This is a genomic window from Halomonas sp. SpR1, assembly GCF_031010175.1.
Lineage (GTDB): Bacteria > Pseudomonadota > Gammaproteobacteria > Pseudomonadales > Halomonadaceae > Vreelandella.
Genome location: NZ_JAUAMB010000017.1, coordinates 34,988 through 50,838 on the forward strand (window position 1 = coordinate 34,988; position 15,851 = coordinate 50,838).

Annotated in this window: 9 protein-coding genes; all 9 read left to right on the top strand. The window is 52.1% G+C overall.

The window, feature by feature from the left end; genetic code table 11:
- Window positions 1-220 precede the first annotated feature (220 nt).
- Entirely contained in the window at window positions 221-1,015 is a 795-nt protein-coding gene (locus QT231_RS13290) for an ABC transporter permease (RefSeq protein WP_308337339.1), read from the top strand.
- Window positions 1,012-2,289: an ABC transporter ATP-binding protein gene (locus QT231_RS13295; protein ID WP_308337340.1), complete on the top strand. Its 1,278-nt coding sequence runs from the start codon at window positions 1,012-1,014 to the stop codon at window positions 2,287-2,289. The genes QT231_RS13290 and QT231_RS13295 overlap by 4 nt, the downstream gene beginning before the upstream one ends.
- Window positions 2,289-5,780, top strand: a complete 3,492-nt coding sequence (locus QT231_RS13300; RefSeq protein WP_308337341.1) for a glycosyltransferase — start codon at window positions 2,289-2,291, stop codon at window positions 5,778-5,780. Before QT231_RS13295 ends, QT231_RS13300 begins: the two co-directional genes overlap by 1 nt.
- Window positions 5,777-6,814 carry a glycosyltransferase family 2 protein gene (locus tag QT231_RS13305; protein WP_308337342.1) on the top strand — a complete coding sequence of 346 codons (1,038 nt, stop codon included), beginning with the start codon at window positions 5,777-5,779 and terminating at the stop codon, window positions 6,812-6,814. Before QT231_RS13300 ends, QT231_RS13305 begins: the two co-directional genes overlap by 4 nt.
- The gene (locus QT231_RS13310) at window positions 6,811-7,704 is read left to right on the top strand and encodes a hypothetical protein (RefSeq protein WP_308337343.1); all 894 of its coding nucleotides are present in this window, start codon (window positions 6,811-6,813) and stop codon (window positions 7,702-7,704) included. Before QT231_RS13305 ends, QT231_RS13310 begins: the two co-directional genes overlap by 4 nt.
- A 38-nt stretch (window positions 7,705-7,742) precedes the next feature.
- Window positions 7,743-9,557 (top strand): hypothetical protein, encoded by a 1,815-nt coding sequence (locus QT231_RS13315; protein WP_308337344.1) that lies wholly within the window; start codon window positions 7,743-7,745, stop codon window positions 9,555-9,557.
- Between the two features lie 39 nt (window positions 9,558-9,596).
- On the top strand, window positions 9,597-10,637 hold the full coding sequence (gene gmd, locus QT231_RS13320; RefSeq protein ID WP_308337345.1) for a GDP-mannose 4,6-dehydratase: 1,041 nt from the start codon (window positions 9,597-9,599) through the stop codon (window positions 10,635-10,637).
- Window positions 10,638-10,716: 79 nt separating this feature from the next.
- A complete protein-coding gene (locus QT231_RS13325) occupies window positions 10,717-11,616 on the top strand; it encodes an NAD-dependent epimerase/dehydratase family protein (RefSeq protein WP_308337346.1) in 900 nt (299 codons plus the stop codon).
- A 464-nt stretch (window positions 11,617-12,080) separates the two neighbouring features.
- On the top strand, window positions 12,081-15,776 hold the full coding sequence (locus tag QT231_RS13330; protein ID WP_308337347.1) for a DUF4214 domain-containing protein: 3,696 nt from the start codon (window positions 12,081-12,083) through the stop codon (window positions 15,774-15,776).
- Window positions 15,777-15,851: the final 75 nt, after the last annotated feature.

Sequence of the window (15,851 nt, forward strand, 5' to 3'; positions counted from 1 at the left end):
TTATTAACACTGCCGCAGTAAGTGCCCATATGCTGGCGAAGCATCAGTCCTTCGGTCGACCAAAAAAATTGGAGCAAAGTAAGCGCAATCCAGAGGAACTCACGCTGGGCAGCGCTGCCAGTAACGGTGGTTTCCCATAGACGCTTGGCTTACCATATTGGCCTTTGAATCTATCGTCCTTAAATCAAAAACGGCTCACGAGGCGTAAAAAGGTAACGGAATGCTGGAATCCCTAAAAGGGGCATGGCGCTATCGCCAGTTTATTGCCACATCGATTCGTCACGAGCTAGTGACACGTTTTGCTCGTAGCCGCATTGGCGGTGCCTGGATGATAATCCACCCGCTCTCAATGGTGCTGATTTACGCGCTAATTCTTTCCGCTGTACTGTCTGCCAAACTGCCTGGTATCGAGAGTCAATATGCCTACGCTATTTACCTAACGGCGGGGATGCTCGGCTGGAGCCTATTTAGCGAAATACTCAATCGCTGCTTAGGGGTGTTTATTGAAAATGCCAACCTAATGAAGAAGCTCGTGTTTCCCAAAATCGCGTTACCGGTGATCATTACGGGCTCATGCTTGATCAATAACCTTGCCTTATTTGTGGTGATTCTGGTTGTGTTTGCCGTGCTTGGGCACTTTACCCCCAGCACTCTGCTATGGGTGCCTGTACTTACCGGCATTACTGTGCTGCTGGCGCTAGGGTTGGGGTTAATGTTGGGCATTCTGAACGTCTTTATTCGCGATATTGGCCAGTTGATGCCTATTGTGCTGCAGTTTCTATTTTGGTTTACCCCAGTGGTATATCCTGCGGAAATTGTCCCTCCTTCACTTCAGGCAGTCTTGGCTTTTAACCCTCTCTTTCACTTGGTGGGTGCTTATCACAACGTATTGGCCTATGGTCAGGCACCTTCACTCATTGCCCTGGTGGGGCTAACGGTACTGGGCGCTGGGTTAGTGTTTGTCAGCGCACTGCTATTTCGAAAAGCCAGCCCGGAAATGGTGGATGCCCTATGAACCACACCACTAAGGTAACCCCAAAGCCGTTATTGGAAGTGCGTGAGCTAGGCAAAGCTTATCGCCGATACCGCAATGAGCTAATGCGTGTAGTTAGCTGGTTCAGCACGGTTCAGCCCCAGGAAGAGACTTGGATACTGCGCAATATCAATTTTGATGTTGCTCAAGGTGAAGCCGTTGGCATTGTGGGACAAAACGGCGCGGGGAAAAGTACGCTGCTTAAGATGATTACCGGTACGCTGCGTCCCTCAGAAGGGTATATACGTACTCATGGCCGCGTAGCCGCTATTTTAGAGCTGGGCATGGGCTTTAATGGCGAGCTAACCGGTAGGCAAAATGTACTGCACTCGGCTGGGTTGATGGGGTTCACTCACGCACAAGTTGATGCTGCCATGGACGATATAGAAGCCTTTGCGGAAATAGGCGAGTATTTCGACCAGTCTATGCGGGTCTACTCAAGTGGCATGCAAATGCGCGTTGCTTTTTCAGTCGCCACCGCCTTCCGCCCTGAAATACTGATCGTTGATGAAGCACTCTCGGTGGGCGATGCCTATTTCCAGCACAAAAGTTTTGACCGTATTCGCGAATTCCAGCGCCAAGGTACCTCGCTGTTAATTGTTTCCCATGACAAGGCGGCCATCCAGAGTCTCTGCGACCGCGCTATCTTGTTAGAGCAAGGCAGGGTGCTGCAGGATGGGATGCCCCAAGACATCATGGACTACTATAATGCCATTATTGCTAAAAAAGAGAACGACAAGGTAGAAATAACCCCACTTGACAGTGGGCAAATTCAAACCCGTTCAGGTTCAGGTGAAGCCAGTATTACGCAGGTAAGCCTGCACGCTACTAATGGCAATCCTCTGGATGTTGTCGATGTAGGCCAAGAAGTCGAACTGCGTATTACCGTCGCCGTTTGCGCTGACCTGCCAGAACTGGTGATAGGCTATAAGCTTAAAGACCGAGTCGGCCAGGATGTGTTTGGCACCAATACTTGGCACACTCATCAAGTCGAACAGCAGCTGAGCGCAGGCGAAACGCTTACCTATCGCATGCGCTTCAACGCTAATCTTGGCCCCGGTAGTTATTCGGTGTCGCTTTCCCTGCACAGTAGCGACACTCACTTAACCCATAACTATCAATGGGTAGATCACGCGCTGGTGTTCCAAATGGTCAACATGGAAAAAGACTTCTTTTTGGGCAGCAGTTGGATCATGCCCACCATCGAGTGTGAGCGGCAAGCCGCGATAAGTTCAGAATCTAACGAGTCAGTTTAATGGATTTTTATACCCGTTTTACCAACCACTTTCGCGGCGAAAAAGACGCCATTAAAGATCGCCTAACAGTGTACGTACCCCTGTTGGCTCCCATTATGGCCCGCTACCCCGAAGCACTGGTGGTTGACTTAGGCTCAGGCCGTGGCGAGTGGCTGGAGCTAATGCAGGAAAACGGCTGGCCCGCCAAAGGTATCGATACCAACGAAAGCATGGCCAAGGCGTGTAACGAAAGCGGTCTGCACGTGGAAGTGAACGACGCGTTAACGGCTTTACAGCAAACTAAAACCAACACCCTTGCGGCGGTTACCGGCTTTCACATTGCCGAGCATATCCCGTTCGATAGCTTGGTCACGCTGATTCAAGAAGTGCATCGAGCGTTGGTGCCAGGTGGGGTGCTCATTCTCGAGACTCCTAACCCCGAAAACCTAACCGTTGGGTTGTGGAGCTTCTACCTCGACCCTACCCATTTACACCCGCTACCGCCGCCGCTGCTGCACTTCGTGGCTACTGACAGCGGCTACGCTAAAGCCAATATTTTGCGTCTCAATGGCCCTAAACCACCAGAAGAGAATGCACCGCTGCGCTATTACCTGGATTGGGTGGTATCAGCCTATCCGGACTACGCGTTGATCGCGCACAAGCAAGCCGATGAAGCCAGCGCCCCCTGGTTCGACTACCTAGATAAGCTAACCGAATCTCAGCAAGGCACGTTAGAAACCTTGGCCGCCAAAATTGAAGAGCAAACCGGGCAGCTAGCTCAATGCGATCATCAACTTAAAGTAGCTTTGCAAGAACGTCAGCACTACCTGCAGCAAACTGAACAGTTGCAGCAAGAAGTCTCCAGTATTTATAACAGTCGCTCTTGGCGGGTGACAAAGCCTCTGCGCAGCCTTATGCATTATCAGCGCCAAACCGCCGGGTTTAGCGGCAAACTGCTTTGTCGTTTGGCGCAAATTCCCTGGCTCAAGCGGCTGGCGTTAAAAGTGCTCAACCGTTTCCCTGCCCTAAAAGTACGCATTTTAAAACGTATGGCTGCAAGGGATGGTTTGTTTAGCCGGGCAGGGCAGTTTCGCGAAGCAGACTTCCAAAATCTAGATGCCGATGTGACCGCTACCGTCCGCAATGAGGCGCTCACCCTGCGCGATGCGCCTCTAGCTGCGAGCGTTGTCGCGCCAAAAGGCATTCGCTTAGAAGGCCACATTAACGGTAGCTACAGTTTGGCTGCGGTTAACCGCCACCTGCTTACTCGCTTGATGGTCAGTGAACAGCCGCCCGTGCTATGGCTGGCACCCCACGAGGGCAGCCCAGAGCCCAGCGTACGCAACACTCCTGGAGGAGCAGCAGAAGTTGCTCAGCTAAATGCACTGACCGACTCCGCTGATTGGCAAGCCGTGGCCGCTCAGCAGCGCATAGCGCTTTATCATCATTACCCGCTAATTGAGCCCGAGCCAAGCCACGGTCTCCCCATTGCGCTGTTTTTTTGGGAAGAGTCCTGGGTACCTGAAGAGATGATAGCCACCCTAAACGAGCATTATGCGGGTGTCATCGTTACGGCTTGGTTTGTAAAAAAAGTCCTCATGGATAGCGGCTGTGCGATGCCTATTCACGTGATCGCGCTGCCACTGGTGGAAAATTCGTACGCGCAAGCGAACAGTGCCAACGACCTTTTGAGAGTCAGCCAGCAACAATCCGTAAATTTGCTCCATGTATCGTCAGCCTTTCCTCGCAAAGGCGTAGATGTGCTGCTGCAGGCCTTTGAGCAATTGGCTGCTGCCGACCCAGCGCTAACGCTTACCCTAAAAACATTTCCCAATCCCCATAACCAGGTAGAGGGCTGGGTTGAGCAGTATGTTAGTGCAAAATACCGCGAGCGCTTGCACATCATCATTGAAGATTATGATGCCGAACAAATGGCGACTCTCTATCAAATGGCAGATATCGTCGTACTGCCGACCCGTGGTGAAGGCCTAAACATGCCTGCCATTGAAGCCGGTGAATTCTCGCGAGCGTTGGTAGTAACCGGCTACGGCGCCCACACTGATTTCATCCCGGAACAGCATGCAGGGTGGGTTAACTACTGCTTCGACCACGCTCAATCACATTTTAGCGCTGGGCAGGCCGTATGGGTCGAGCCCAGTGTGGCAAGTCTTACCCAGCAAGTGCAGCAACAGGTGCTTCAATTACGCCAACGCGGGGAGGGCGCAACCGGTGCCGTCAGCAAACTACATGACGCTATTCAGAAACGCTTTTTTTCGCCCGCTGCGGTAGAGTCTGTGCTGGCGGCGCTAGCGCGCCTTCAGGCTTGGGGGCAGCCTAGCAGCCTGCCCCCTATGTCCTTAAGCCTTTATACTTCCTGGAGCGAGCCTTGCGGTATTGCCCAATACAGCGCTCACGTAGTAGATGCACTGCAAGCAATTGACGCTGCATTGAGTGTCTCAATTAATGCCCCGCAATTTAATAAGGGCCAGCAGCCGTCCTCAAGAGAACAGGAAGGCTCGCTAGCGGTAAGCCGTAACTGGCAGCGCGGCCACAGCCCCACGTTATCTGAAACGTCTGGTAACGTGGTGTGGCTGCAGCATCACTTCGCATTTTATGAGCTAGATCGTGCTCTGCAGCAACAAGTAGAGCAGTGTCGTCGCCAGGGTAAACGGGTCTATATCACCTTGCACACAACCCGCCCTGTAGTTGATTTCGACACCACTCGCCGGCATACGGCCACGGTAACACTTGCAGCTTTTGATCGAGTTTTTGTACATACATTGGACGACCTTAACTACCTAAAGCGCATCGGCCTAACCGACAATGTTACCCAACTGCCCCAAGGGGTTGATACTTGTCAATATGTGCCGACTCTTGTAGGCAACCAAGCGCCTATTATTGGCAGCTTCGGCTTCCTGCTGCCACATAAAGGCGTGAATACGTTAATTGAGGCGTTCGCTGCTCTGCGTAAACAGCAGGATCTACCTCAAGAGGCCACTTTGCGCTTGGTAACCTCGGTGCGTGATGAATCCAGCTCCCAGGAAGAGCTGGCTCGTTGTCAGCGCACTGCCCAGCGTCTCGGGGTAGAAAGCCAAATTGAGTGGATCACCGACTTCCTGCCGCTGGAAGAGGCTCAGCGCTATCTAGCAGAATGCAGCGTCGTAGTGCTGCCATATCAGTACACCCAAGAGTCAAGCAGTGCGGCCGTTCGCACAGCGGTGGCGGCGTGTCCCAATACGCTTACCACGCCTGCGCCTATTTTTGACGAAGTAAAAGACATCGTGTGGCAAGCGCAGGGGTTCGATAGTCACGACATAGCCGAAGGAATTGCCCGCGTGTTGAAGGCGCCGGAAAGTGAGCGTAACGACTATCACCAGGCCCGCCAAGATTGGCTGGATGCCCGCCAATGGGCGAGGTTAGGTGAACGCTACCATCGACTTATGCGGGCTGGGCTCATCGACCTAGAATTTTTCCATGCCAGCCAACGTACAGTACACAGAGAGGCGTCGTGAAACTTATTATTCAAATTCCCTGTTACAACGAAGCCGATACTCTCTCACTGGCACTACAGGCGCTACCCAGAACGGTGCCAGGCTTCGATTCAGTCGAGTGGCTGATTATTGACGACGGAAGTGCTGATAAGACGGTTAAGGTTGCTCAGGAAAATGGTGTTGATCACATTGTACAGCACGCCCACAACCAAGGGCTGGCGCGCGCTTTCACCACCGGAATCAATGCCTGCTTGCACCGTGGTGCGGACGTTATCGTCAATACTGATGCCGACAATCAATATGACGCCTCCTGCATACCAGCGCTTACCTTGGAAATTTTAGAAAACCGAGCGGATATGGTGGTGGGCGAACGCCCCATCACCACCATTGAACACTTCTCACCAATCAAAAAAATGCTCCAAAAGCTTGGCAGCTGGGTGGTGCGCATTGCCAGTGCCAGCAATGTACCCGATGCCCCCAGCGGTTTTCGCGCTATTTCACGTGCCGCTGCTCAACGTCTGGTGGTCTTTAGTGATTACACTTACACGTTGGAAACCATCATCCAAGCTGGACAAAAAGGCATGCGGATTGCTTCCATACCCGTTGGGGTCAACGAAGACCTGCGTCCCTCGCGTCTGGTCAAAAGTATTCCTGCGTACATACAGCGCTCTGTAATGACCATTGTCCGCATTTTTGTCATTTACCGGCCATTTAGGTTTTTCGGCACTATTGGGCTAGCTATCTTTGGAATGGGAGCGCTTTTGGGGCTGCGCTTTCTGTGGTTTTACTTCACAGGGAGTGGAGATGGTCACATTCAGTCGGTTATTCTCGCCGGAGTGCTTGTTGGTATGGGATTCCAAACCATTTTGGTAGCCTTCCTGGCCGACTTGCTCAGTGCCAACCGCAAGTTGTTGGAAGAGCTACGTGCCCGCAGTCTCCAACAAGAGCTCAATGAAACCTCGCAGCAAGGTGGTTACTCGGCGGCGGTGACGCTCAACCAGCATAATCGAGACCAGATCAAGACGTCCACGGTCGACCAAACCACTACCTCATGATGCGTTTCGGCTGGGCCAAGTCGGCCAGGTTCAAGCGAGCACTGCATCTGTTGGGGGGCGTAATCGCTGTAGCCAGCCTCTATTTTGTCGGCCAGCGGCTATATCAATATCGCCACGAGATTGACATTGACCTGCTAACACCAGGCTTTACCGTTAGCCTATTCACGCTGATCGGCGTTATCGGCGCCGCCAATGTCTTCCTGGCACTTGCTTGGCACACGCTACTGCGACGCCAACTGATCAACGTTAGCGTGCGTTGGTCGGTACTTACTTATGGGGTTTCACAGTTAGCCAAATATGTGCCCGGCAACATCGCCCATCTTGCCGGAAGACAGGTACTGGCTGTTGCCGCTGGGCTGCCTGGCTGGCAGCTAGCCAAAGTCATGGCGGTTGAGCTTGTTGTTCAGGCGGTTGCTGCCAGCGTATTCGCTGTTCTTATTATACCGGTGGTGTGGCCAGGACTAACTGTTTGGACGGCACTACTCTGCTGGGCAGCAGCAATAGGGGGAGTGGGGTGGGTTGCAGGCTGCCTCAGCCGAGCAATAACCCAGGCGCTTCTCTGGAACTGGCTGTTTCTGCTCAGCTCCGCCAGTGTATTTGTTGTCATATTGCAAAGTATACTATCAGAAACCTTATCATTCACGCTGATAGTAGCCACGGGTAGCAGCTTTATTGTCGCCTGGTTGATTGGTTTTATTACCCCTGGCGCTCCCGCAGGCGTGGGCGTAAGGGAGGTGGTTCTGTTAGCGCTCCTTGGTAGCTACCTGCCTGAACAGAACCTATTACTTGCCGTAGTGCTGGCAAGGCTTGTCACTCTAGGCGGAGATATCATCTATTTCAGCATTGCCGGTATTGCCGTTTTGCAACAACGCAAAAATGCAGCGCCATGAAGTTAACAACATTAAGTTATCAACATGAACTCAGCAGCATGAACTCAGCAACGCCTCAGCCGCTTCGGCCTGCCGCTCGTATCGCGCACTTACCACTCGCTATCATATTGCTGATGGGAATATTAACCCTGCATGGCGCACTACCAGGGGTGTCGGTGCCTACCCTTGGCCAAGCTAACTGGATGCTCGGCTTTGCGGCATCCATGGCCCAAAACGGCTTATGGTCAGTTTATGCCAGCCACTTTGGTGGGCCAGCACCCGCGCCAATTGCTTTTGGGCTTGCTGGGGCCTGGCCGACGGCGGTCATTCTACGGCTTGGAGTTACCCCGGAAGATGCCTTCAGCGTTATGTATGCTGCATGGCTCAGCGTCGCTTTTTATGGCGCTTACTGGGTGGCACGCTACTATCGCGTTAGTCCGAGCCTGGCTTTGTTGGCCGCAAGCGTTTGGCTGTCGCTGCCCATGGTATGGTGGCACTCACAGTACTCAACGTTGGCGTTGGGGTTCGCCTTGCTACCCGCATACCATGGCGTTGTGCTTTCCGTTATCAGCGCTCAGCATCAAACCCGAGCATCACGCTGGTGTTGCTATCTTCTTTACCTCATCACGGTCACGATCTCCGTGTTCATGGACGGCTACACTTTTATGATGTTCGCCTGTGGGGCATCGTTTCTTCTCCTTAGCCACCTATTCCATAGCCGTGCTGACTGGTGTTCTGAAGCCATACGCCTGTTACCGATCCACAGTGTAGTGTTTGTGCTGGCTTATCTGCTATTTAGTCGCTACATCGGTCAAAGTCATTTTGAAGCTGCACCGCTTGAGTTTTTTCGCGGTTGGGGAATGGATCTTACCTACTTACTGCGGCCTAGCGCCGGGGTTAATTGGCTGTGGGACGCCTTAAAGGTGAGCCAAGTTCGCACGCCAGAAGACCATTTCGGTGACGCATCGGTATGGGACACCACCTTTTTACTGCCGCTAATCATTGTTGCAGCCTTCGGTGCCTACGCTGCCCAACGGATGCAAACTCAATGGCTAGGCTGGTGTGCCATAGCGCTGTTTGGCTTTTACATGGCGCTCGGGCCCTCACTCAAGGTCAACGACACCCGGCCTGACGTTATGCAAGGGCAGCCCTCTGTTATGGCGGCAGTACACACCACAATGCCTACCGGGAGTGCGCTTATTTCCAGCCACTTGCCTGGTTTTAACAATATGCGCGCCGCCTACCGTTGGGCAGCTCTAGGGGCGTTAGGTGCGTGGGCACTGATGCTGCCGCTACTAGCGCGCCATCAAAAGCGCCGCTACTACTGGCTTGTCGGGCTCGCTGGGGTGTTGATTATTAGTCATTTGCCAAACGCCACCCGGTGGGAGCAGACACGCCAATACCGCGCTGCCATTGCCGATATTCGCCAAACACTGGTGCCGACTTTAGCGCGCGACCTAAGCCCAGGTGAGCAGGTGTTTTTTATTCCTTACCGGAATGATTTTCTTATTAACTTTATCGCGCCACAGCTCGGTATCTATGCCTACAATATTGGCGGTGATAAAAATCTTGCTTTAGCCAGGCGCCACTGGCCCCAGCCGCTGCGCGAACTGGCGATGTATGAGTGGCCAGAGGCGCCTGGTCGGGCGCTAACCGCCATGCTTCGCCACCCCCAAATTGATACGCTTGTCGTGCCCTATCACGACATGCTCTGGGCGGCCCACATTTGGCCTGCCGAGACTACGTTGAAGCCATACCTGAAGTCGCGTGTCACAGCGCTAAAAGAAGTCGAAGCCTTAAGCGTTATTGAGCGTAACGACTATGCTATTATTCGCCTAGCTTCAGCATCTTTGGCCACCAAAGCGGCCCAGTGAATAAACCCATTACCACTCTCTTGAGACTAAGGTCAACGCATGGAGAATACAGCTGCGATTGTTACCGGCATTACAGGCCAGGACGGCGCTTACCTTGCTGAGTTACTGCTTGAAAAAGGCTATACCGTGTACGGCACCTACCGCCGTACCAGCTCGGTCAATTTTTGGCGCATCGAAGAATTGGGCATAGAAAAACACCCCAAATTACATCTTGTGGAGTATGATCTTACCGATTTATCCGCAAGCATTCGCTTGGTACAGCAGTGCAAACCGCGGGAGATTTATAACCTTGCCGCCCAAAGTTTCGTAGGGGTCTCGTTTGACCAGCCTATTACGACGGCGGAAATAACGGGGTTAGGAGTGGTGAATCTGCTGGAAGCAATCCGTATTGTGGATAGCACTATTCGCTTCTACCAAGCATCGACCTCGGAAATGTTTGGCAAGGTACAACAGGTACCCCAAACCGAAGCCACCTCCTTTTATCCTCGTAGCCCCTATGGTGTAGCAAAACTCTATGCCCACTGGATGACTATCAATTATCGTGAGTCTTACGATATTTTTGCCACCAGCGGCATCCTGTTTAATCATGAATCTCCCCTACGCGGCCGAGAGTTTGTGACCCGTAAAATTACCGATGGCGTAGCGCGCATTAAGCTTGGTAAGCAAACGCACCTAGCGCTGGGTAATCTGGATGCCAAGCGCGACTGGGGTTACGCCAAAGAGTACGTAGAAGGGATGTGGCGCATGCTACAAGCTGACACCCCAGAAACCTATGTGCTTGCCACTAATCGAACTGAAACCGTGCGCGACTTTGTTACACTGGCCTTTAAAGCAGCAGATATTGATCTGCGCTGGGAAGGTAAAGCCGAACAAGAAACTGCCACTGATGCCGCGACTGGCAATGTTGTGGTGGTGATTGACCCACAGTTTTACCGACCGGCAGAAGTAGAACTGCTCATTGGCAATCCTGCCAAAGCTATCAGCGAGCTAGGCTGGCAGCCGAAAACCAGTCTAGAAAGGCTGTGCAAGATGATGGTAGAGGCGGATCTGGAGCGAGTAAAAAATGGCACTGGTGCATAAATTGCCTAAAATAACCAAAGCGTTCAGCGTTATGTCGGCTCACTAACACTGCCGAAGATAAAATTGCCAAGGAGTCACCATGTCAACCTGTCTGGTAACCGGCGGTAGCGGCTTTACTGGTCGCCACCTTATTGCTCACTTAAAGCATCAGGGTCACCGCGTAGTGGCCCTGGCCAGCCAGCCTTGTGGAGCTGATGAGACTCACTCAATTGATCTGAACGACCAAGAGTCTTTAACTGCACTGGTAAACAGCACAGCGCCGCAACAGGTTTATCACTTAGCGGCCCTTTCATTTGTGGGGCATCCCACACCGCTTGATTTTTACCGCGTGAATGTACTTGGAACTGAAGCGCTACTGCAAGCCTTAAGCAGTCTGGCAGAGCCGCCAAAGACACTGCTAGCCAGCAGCGCCAACGTATACGGGGCAAATGGCCAAGCAGTGATTAGTGAAAACGTACCCCCTGCGCCTGTTAACCACTATGCCAATTCCAAATTGGCAATGGAAAACATCGCCCGTACCTACGCTACACGCCTGCCAATTATTATTGCTAGACCGTTTAACTATACTGGGTCGGGGCAAGCGGTACATTTCTTAGTGCCTAAAATTGTGCAACATATTAGGCACCGAGCAAGCGTGATTGAGTTGGGCAATGTTCACGTAAGTCGTGATTTTAGCGACGTACGCGACATAGTCACTGTTTATCATCGGTTATTAAGCCAATGGCCAGCTTCGGCGGTAAGTGGCAGCATTGTTAATGTAGGTAGCGGAGAGGCTGTGTCGCTAAAAACGCTGATACGTAAGCTAGAAATGCTGGCGCAACATTCTTTAGAGGTGAAAGTAAATCCTACTTTTGTTCGAAGTAATGAAATACCCGAGCTAAAGGCCTGTACTCGGCGCTTAAATGCGTGGGTACCTGGTTTAAAACGCTTTTCTCTTGATCAAACGTTGGCCTCCATGTTGGAAGCAACGCCCAATTAAGAACGTTGAAGCGGATAGCGCAATATAGGAAACGCTGTTTTTTATTGGCAACAGCCATTATCTATGGCAAGCTTAAATGATGCTAAGTTAATAGAATGAGGTGAGCGAAAAGTAACCAACACATTATTAGGGTACACGTAAAGGCGATATGGGAAGCGCTGGCGAATATAGCCCAGAGCCTTGCCAGACCTTGCATTGCGCCCGATGATGTTTTTTTACTAAGCTCAATCTATTGACTTACCTTGGGAGCTACGGGTACAACGTAGCAGCGAAATGTTTGTTACGGTCTTAAGTGTTCGCTAATAATTACGCGAAGCCTAAACCGAAACGCAAGGGATGAGTGTCAGTGTTGATGGGTTTCATCAGCCTGACCTCTGGAGCGAGGCCTCGCTCACGGCCGCGCTTGCCACACACGGCCAGACGCGGCTAATGTCGATTCGACACTTAAACACGGAGTTACATCAATGGCTTTATCAGATACTCAAATTCAGCAGCTTTATACGGCCTACCTGGGTCGTCCTGCTGACCAAGCTGGTATTAATTACTGGAAGGAACAAGACGTTTCCGAAGCTCAGCTGCGCGATAGCCTGGCGAACGACGCTCAGCCGGAATACGTAGAGCTATACGGCGATCGCACCCGTGCGGAGCTGGTAGAAGCTGTTTACCAAAACATGTTCGGTCGTGAGGCTGACGCCGATGGCCTAGAGTACTGGGTTAACGGTGACGGCGCTTCCGTACCGGCCAGCCAACTGCAGCAGCTGTTCATTGCTGCGGCTTCAGACGAAGACCGTGCAGCATTTGACGCGCAAGTTGAAGAAGACCTGGGCAACGTTGACCCGCTTCCTCCTGAGCCGGGCACTGACGAAACTGTTCGCCTGACTCAACAAGCAGACAACCTACAAGGCGCTGACGGTTCAGACACCACTTTCGAAGCACCGGTTACGCAAAACGAAACTGGTTCTGGCGCACTGGCTAACACCTTTGAAACTGGTGACGTGCTTGACGGCGGTGCCGATAGCACCAACGTACTGCGCGCTGACCTGATCGCCTCTGGCGCTATTTCTGATAACTGGGCTCCAGCGATTTCTGCTGAAACCACTAATATTCAGGAAGTTTACCTGCGCGGTCAAACTACTCGCGTAGACAATGGCGCTTCCAACACTACCTTTGGCGCTTCCAACACTACCTTTGGCGCTACTGTAGACGCTGAGAAAATGGCTGGTGTTGAACAGTGGTGGACGGATAACAGCCGTGCCGATATCCGCATCGAAGATATCCGTACCGCTACTGACGAAACCACCTTCGGTATGCGTGAAACCGATCCGGAAGTTGGCTATGAAGCTTACTTCAACCCGCTGTTCCTGGAAGGTGATGTCAGCTCTGATTCCGAGCTGAGCATTGTTATTCAGGAAATCGATGGTGACCAAGTGCTGGCCGCCAACGAACTGCAAAACATCACCGTTCGTGAAGTTAACTTCACTGTTGGTGGTGAAGACGTCACTCTGGCAAATGACCAAATCTCTGCTGCTAATACCTGGGCTGAGCTTGAAGCTGCTATCGCTGCTGAAATCGAAGCACAGAGTCTTGAAGGTCTGAGCGTTTCTCACACTGGTAACGGCCAGTTCGTGATTGACGATGAGCAAGGTCGTCCGTTCGAAATCGTTGAAGGCGAAGCGCTGATTTTCGGTGCGACGGCTGACATCGACGTACGTAACCGCGTTGAAGTGGGTCGTTTAGAGCAGGAAGGCCCGACCCAAACCACGCTGGTACTTGACGGTGCGGGTAACGGTTCTCGCGGTGGCGACGTAAATATCGCCGCTATGTCCGGCGACCGTGGCATCGAAGTAATGGATGTTCTGGTTGATCGTGATAGCCACATCAAGAGCCTGCGTTCTGAAAACAACCCTAATTCAGTACAAGACTCTTTCTCTGCTGAACAGCAGCTGGAAGAAGTTAACCTGACCCACGTTGCAGAAGGCGCGCAGGGTACTTTCCAGGTTGGCGCACGTACTGTTGACGAGAAAGGTGTTTCCACTACTATCGATGATCGTCTGTCTGTGGACGTTGATGAAGATGGACAAGGCGACAGCGGTCTTCGTGACGTTCGTGTATTCAACGCCACTGGCTACAGCGCTGAAATCAAACTGGCTGCTGAACTGTCAATCGACGTATTTGACAAGTACCTAGCCGGTGCAGATGAGACTGTTCAGTTCAGCTACTTGCTGGGTGATGCAGGCAACAACCTGAGCCTGACCGTTGACAACGAAGTAGCCTCTGACCCTGATTTCGCACTAGAAATCGTTGGTGGTGATAGCAGTGATCGCGTCAACCTGACTGATCTTGCTGTTAAGAACTCTACTACCATTGATCTCGAAGGTGGTGAAGAGAACACCGTTGAAGTTAGTACTACCACTGGCGCGACTGCTGACGAAGACGGCAACTTCACAACTGCAGCTGGTCAAGTCGAGTATTCAACTGCACAGACGGCGTTTGGTGAGTTTGTCAACGTTGATCGCTTAGTAGTAGCTGATGACAACAATACTCGTCAGAACATTGTTAGCGGCAACATGACAGCTATCGATGGCAAGGAAATCGTTATTGCAACTGACGCGCAGCTTGACGCTAATGGCGATCTGGTTCCGGGTTCTGCTGCTGATACCGATATTGTTGAAGCGCGTATCGACACTGACCTGACCATCACTGGTAAAAATCAGACGTTGGGTTCGCTCAACAACAACAATGACCAGTTCATTGGCGTTGTAGACGTAATCAACACCCGTCCGGTTCCCAGCCAGAGCAACCTGGAAGTGCAGCTCGACAACACCGCCCGTTTGGATGGTGAGTTGACTGTTGCAGCACTTAACGTCAGCACCGAAGCCGGTGGTACCAGTGCAGTTCGTGAGCTGGATCTGACCTCTGGCGGTCGTCGTAACACTGAGAACTTGGTTCAAAGTGCGGCACTGGCTGGTGTTAACGCAGTTGACCTAGACGGTACCCAGAACCTTGACCTGCACATTGCAAGCATGGCGTCTGGCGCTTCTGTTGTTGACGGTTCTGACCTGGGCGGTGACCTGGATCTGGCTATCAACGGCGGTCTGCTGACTGGCGCAACTGACGTGCTGACCGGTACTGCTGCCGCTACTGACACCCTGGCTGTTTACGGTGGTGATGCACAGGCAACTGTCACTGGCTTTGAAACCATTCAGTTGGGTCTGGCTGCTAATAATCAGTTCAACGGCGCGTTTACTGGCTTCGCTGGTGAATTCAACGCTGCTGCGGTCTCCGGTGTTGAGCAGTACAGCATTGCAGCCCTAAGCGGTGCAGCTGAGCTGATCAACCTCTCTGGCTCTGAAGTTGTAAACGTTGCAGCGAATGGCGCTGATGCAAACCTGACGCTGATCGCTGGCGACCGTGATGGCAGCAACGAAATTACGGTTAACTTCGCAGGCGATTACACCAGCGAACTGTCTGTTCAAGACTACCGTACAGTTACACTGGGTCTCGCTGCAGATACTGATTACGACTTTGCTCTGGATCTGGAAACTGCAGATGGCACCAACGCAGGTACCACTTACGCTCGCACGCTGGAAATTGTTGGCGGCGGTGTAGATGCGAATGGTGATGTTACTACTACGCTGAACATTGGCGATCTTGACACTGCCTTGAGCACTGTTGACCTGTCAGGCTTCGAAGGTAACCTGCTTAACGCACAGTGGGCCGAAGTGACTGGAACCAACGGTACTGTTGTTGCTAACGAATACAACTTTAGCTTCAACGTTGGTGGTGACGGTACAACCTCTGAATTCATCTCTAGCTTCGACTTCAATGCCGACGCTGATGAAGCAGGTGTTGTTTGGCAGATCGACAACTTCCAAGTGTTTGGTCAGGGTGGCGTTGATTTGACTAACCAGTCAATCATCGACCTTCGTGATCTGGGTGTTGATAGCGCAGCAGACATCGTTGTTGCAGACGCTAACGATTTCTTCACCGCACTGGATGGCGATGCTCAGCAAGCTTACATCGACCAAGGTTATGCAGCCGCTGACTTTGCAGCTGGCGACACCGTTGTAACCTCTAATGAAGGTCTGGACTTCACCATTCTGTTGAACGGTGTTACCTCTACTGACCTCGTCAACGAAAACTTTGCAGGTATCGCGTAAGCTGCCATTGGCAACTTATTGACTGCACTGTAGTCGTACTAAGGCCACCCTCCGGGGTGGCCTTTTTATTTGGTG

Bases quoted from the DNA above. Each gene is read 5' to 3' on its own strand.
- QT231_RS13310 (WP_308337343.1), top strand. From the start codon at position 6,811: ATGATGCGTTTCGGCTGGGCCAAGTCGGCCAGGTTCAAGCGAGCACTG.
- QT231_RS13330 (WP_308337347.1), top strand. From the start codon at position 12,081: ATGGCTTTATCAGATACTCAAATTCAGCAGCTTTATACGGCCTACCTG.
- QT231_RS13295 (WP_308337340.1), top strand. From the start codon at position 1,012: ATGAACCACACCACTAAGGTAACCCCAAAGCCGTTATTGGAAGTGCGT.
- QT231_RS13300 (WP_308337341.1), top strand. From the start codon at position 2,289: ATGGATTTTTATACCCGTTTTACCAACCACTTTCGCGGCGAAAAAGAC.
- QT231_RS13290 (WP_308337339.1), top strand. From the start codon at position 221: ATGCTGGAATCCCTAAAAGGGGCATGGCGCTATCGCCAGTTTATTGCC.
- gmd (WP_308337345.1), top strand. From the start codon at position 9,597: ATGGAGAATACAGCTGCGATTGTTACCGGCATTACAGGCCAGGACGGC.
- QT231_RS13325 (WP_308337346.1), top strand. From the start codon at position 10,717: ATGTCAACCTGTCTGGTAACCGGCGGTAGCGGCTTTACTGGTCGCCAC.
- QT231_RS13315 (WP_308337344.1), top strand. From the start codon at position 7,743: ATGAACTCAGCAACGCCTCAGCCGCTTCGGCCTGCCGCTCGTATCGCG.